The sequence below is a fragment of the Muribaculum sp. genome, assembly GCF_029051885.1.
Lineage (GTDB): Bacteria > Bacteroidota > Bacteroidia > Bacteroidales > Muribaculaceae > Muribaculum.
The window spans coordinates 1-3,790 of record NZ_JAIDKI010000201.1 but is presented as its reverse complement, the minus strand read 5'-3'; the positions used below and the strand labels follow the sequence as shown (position 1 = coordinate 3,790).

The window sequence follows — 3,790 nt, the reverse complement described above, 5'->3', positions numbered from 1 at the left end:
GCGAGGGCCGTCTGGCTGGCGTGGAAACCGGGAAAGGAGAGGTTGCCGGTTTGCCGGAAAGTATCTGATTCTCACTGTCATTGAAATCTCTTGCAAAAGATGAGTCATTCCCGTCAGGAAAAAATCGAGGCTATCGGCCGGGTTATAGACACTCTTGAACGCTTGCGTGTCGAGTGTCCGTGGGATCGCAAGCAGACCAACCAGTCGCTGCGTCCTAACACAATCGAAGAAACATATGAGCTCTGCGAGGCTCTTCTAAATGAGGACAACGCCAATATCTGCAAGGAACTTGGCGATGTCCTTCTTCATATACTTTTCTATGCCAAGATAGGGGAGGAGAAGGGCGCTTTTGACATCGGAGATGTGGCCACGTCGCTCAACAACAAGCTGATTTTCCGTCATCCACATGTGTTTGGCGAGGCCAAAGCGGCCGACTCCCATGCTGTGGAACAGCGCTGGGAGGAGATAAAGCTCAAGGAGAAGGGCGGCAACCGTACGGTGCTTGCCGGAGTGCCGTCGTCGCTCCCCGCGCTTATAAAGGCCTACCGTATACAGGAAAAGGCCGCCAACGTAGGGTTTGACTGGCATGATAATGCCGATGTGTGGGACAAGGTGAAGGAAGAGGTCGCGGAATTTGAGGCCGAAGCCTTGGAGGGCGACAGAGAGAGGATGGAGGCGGAGCTTGGCGATGTGCTGTTCAGCATAATCAACGCAGCCCGTAAGTACGGCATCAATCCGGAAAACGCTCTTGAACGTACCAACCAGAAATTCATATCCCGTTTCGGCTATGTCGAGAAGGGGGCTATGGAGAAGGGACGTTCGTTGCGCGACATGTCGCTTGAGGAGATGGATGCCCTTTGGGACGAGGCTAAATCACTTGAAGTAAAACGGCAAGACAATCAGAAATGAGCAATTCGGGAAAACGCCGTGTAGGCATATTTATGGGCTGTGTCGTGGCGCTTTTTGTTGCCGTGCTTGTGGCTCAGGCCCATGTGGAACGCCGGTACAGGACTACTGCGTCGCAGCATATAACTCTGGTGGTCGACAGTATAGACTATCGCCGGGATCTTACCCGCGTCTACGGAAAACTTATCGGCCGGCCTCATACCTCGCAGCGCATCGACGCTCTTACGCTGACGTCGGGCGACATGGCGCATCAGGCTGTCGATATCGACGGCGTTGACTTCAGCCGCTGGTTTCAGTGGGAAGAAGATGGCGTCATTGCGGTGGAAATAGATTTTGAGGCGATGGCTCCGATAAGAGACGGCGTGATTACGATAAATACCCCGCGAGGAGTCGACACGATGCGTATTGACCGGCCATGAAAGTGTGTATTACCGAGAAACCGTCGGTAGCCAAGGATATCGCCGCCATACTGGGGGCTGACGTGAAGCGCGACGGATATTACGAGGGTGGCGGATATAGAGTGACGTGGACCTTCGGACATCTCTGTACACTCAAAGAGCCGGCCGATTATACCGACCTGTGGAAGCGGTGGTCGCTCGGTGCGTTGCCTATGCTGCCGCAGCGGTTTGGCATAAAGCTGATACCCGACGCGGGCATTGAGCGTCAGTTCAATGTCATACGCTCGCTTATCGCCGAGGCCGACGAGGTAATCAACTGTGGCGATGCCGGCCAGGAGGGTGAGCTGATACAGCGCTGGGTTATGCAGCTCGCCGAGACCAAATGTCCGGTAAGGCGTCTGTGGATCAGCTCGCTTACCGATGAGTCGATACGTGAGGGATTCCGGGAGCTGAAGCCTCAGAGCGATTATGACCGGCTGTATCATGCCGGCCTGTCGCGTGCCATAGGCGACTGGATTCTCGGCATGAACGGCACCCGGCTTTATTCGCTCAAGTATTCGTCGCCTGGCAATGTCCTGTCGATTGGGCGTGTGCAGACTCCCACTCTTGCGCTTATAGTGCAGCGGCAGAATGAGATAGACAATTTTACTCCTCAGGATTACTGGGAGCTCAAGACGCTGTATCGCGAGGCCACATTCAGCGCTGTCGAAGGGCGGTTCAAGACTGAGGCCGAGGCTCAGGCTGTGGTCGACCGTATCTCGGCCGTGCCGCTTGTGATACGCGATGTGACCGACAAGAAAGGGCGAGAGGCTCCTCCGCGATTGTTTGACCTTACTTCGCTTCAGGTAGAGTGTAACCGCAAGTGGGGCTGGACAGCCGACGACACACTCAAGACCATCCAGTCGCTTTATGAGAAGAAGGTGACCACATATCCGCGTGTCGACACCACCTATCTGAGTGATGATATATACCCGAAGGTGCCAGATATCATGCGGCGTATGACTCCATATTCCCGCTGGACCGAACCTGTGCTTGCCACGAAGCTGCCTAAATCGAAAAAGGTGTTTGACAACTCCAAGGTAACTGACCACCACGCGATTATTCCTACGGGGCAGTCGCCGTCGGCTCTTGTGGGACGTGAGCGCGACTTGTATCATCTTGTAGCGATGCGCTTTATCGCCGCGTTCTATCCCGACTGTCAGTTCCGTCAGACTACTGTGATGGCCGATGCCGCCGATGTCGCTTTCAAGGCAACGGGAAAGGTGATAGAAAGCCCGGGGTGGCGTGCGCTTTTTGCCGACAAGGATAAGAAGACACAGGAGCAGGGCGAGGCTTCCGGAGGTGATTCTGCCGACGGTATCCTCCCTCCGTTTGTTGTCGGTGAGTCGGGCCCGCATGCTCCTTCTGTCACAAAAAAGCAGACTCAGCCTCCAAAGCTATATACTGAAGGTACGCTTCTGCGCGCCATGGAGTCGGCCGGAAAGACGGTTGATGACGAGGATTTGCGGGAAGCTATGAAAGAAAACGGTATCGGACGTCCGTCGACACGTGCGGCCATAATCGAGACTCTGTTCAAGCGGCATTATATCGCACGCAAGGGTAAGAGTATCACGGCTCTTCCTGCCGGAATCGAGCTGATAGCTACTATTAATGAGGAATTGCTGAAAAGCGCCAAACTTACCGGCCTTTGGGAGAACAAACTGCGTCGTATCGAGCGCGGCGAGTTTTCTGCGGCCGAGTTTATCGCCGAGCTTAAAGACCTTATGGTGCAGATAGTACACAATGTGCTGAGCGACAACTCGATGCGTAGGATTGATACCGGTGCCGCTCCTTCGGGAGGTAAGGGCGGAGGAAGTGCCGCCGGTGCAGCCGTAGCTGAGGCTCCAAAGCCTCCAAAGCCGCGCGCTCCGCGTATTAAGAGTATCGAAGAGATTGTCTGTCCGTTGTGTGGCGAAGGGCATCTGCTCAAGGGACGCACGGCCTATGGGTGCAGTCGTTTCAGGGAAGGGTGTACGTTGCGTCTTGATTTCGAACAATATTCTCCGGAACTGACACCCGGTAAGCTGCGCGATATGGTAAAGAAAGCGTATCCCAAGAAGTCGGTCAAATGATTCCGCCGGCAACTGAATAATAATATTATACTGTATGAGTACGAATGATGAGATATTTCCGGTGGTAGAGCCCGATGGTAGAGTTGTAGGAAAGGCCACGCGTGGTGAGTGTCATGGCGGCTCGATGCTGCTTCATCCTGTGGTTCATCTGCATGTCGTAGGGCCTGACCATACGTTATATCTACAGAAAAGAGCCATGACCAAAGATATACAGCCCGGAAAATGGGATACAGCCGTGGGCGGGCATGTGGACTTTGGTGAGAGTGTAGATGAGGCTCTCCGGCGTGAGGCGCGTGAAGAACTTGTGCTGACCGATTTTGAATCCTGTGCTTTGCCGCCATATGATTTCTGTTCCGAACGCGAGAGTGAACTTAT

Annotated in this window: 4 protein-coding genes; all 4 read left to right on the top strand. The window is 54.2% G+C overall.

The window, feature by feature from the left end; translation table 11 throughout:
• The first annotated feature begins 99 nt into the window (after positions 1-99).
• The gene (gene mazG / locus K2I50_RS08430; RefSeq protein ID WP_301025891.1) at positions 100-909 is read left to right on the top strand and encodes a nucleoside triphosphate pyrophosphohydrolase; all 810 of its coding nucleotides are present in this window, start codon (positions 100-102) and stop codon (positions 907-909) included.
• The gene (locus K2I50_RS08425; RefSeq protein WP_301025890.1) at positions 906-1,325 is read left to right on the top strand and encodes a hypothetical protein; all 420 of its coding nucleotides are present in this window, start codon (positions 906-908) and stop codon (positions 1,323-1,325) included. Before mazG ends, K2I50_RS08425 begins: the two co-directional genes overlap by 4 nt.
• Entirely contained in the window at positions 1,322-3,415 is a 2,094-nt protein-coding gene (locus K2I50_RS08420) for a DNA topoisomerase 3 (protein ID WP_301025889.1), read from the top strand. Before K2I50_RS08425 ends, K2I50_RS08420 begins: the two co-directional genes overlap by 4 nt.
• Positions 3,416-3,449: 34 nt before the next feature.
• Positions 3,450-3,790 (top strand): NUDIX hydrolase (locus tag K2I50_RS08415; protein ID WP_301025888.1); only part of this gene is annotated, 341 nt, incomplete at its 3' end.

Excerpts from the sequence above, each read along its gene's own strand:
- mazG (WP_301025891.1), top strand. The coding sequence starts at position 100 with ATGAGTCATTCCCGTCAGGAAAAAATCGAGGCTATCGGCCGGGTTATA.
- K2I50_RS08425 (WP_301025890.1), top strand. The coding sequence starts at position 906 with ATGAGCAATTCGGGAAAACGCCGTGTAGGCATATTTATGGGCTGTGTC.
- K2I50_RS08420 (WP_301025889.1), top strand. The coding sequence starts at position 1,322 with ATGAAAGTGTGTATTACCGAGAAACCGTCGGTAGCCAAGGATATCGCC.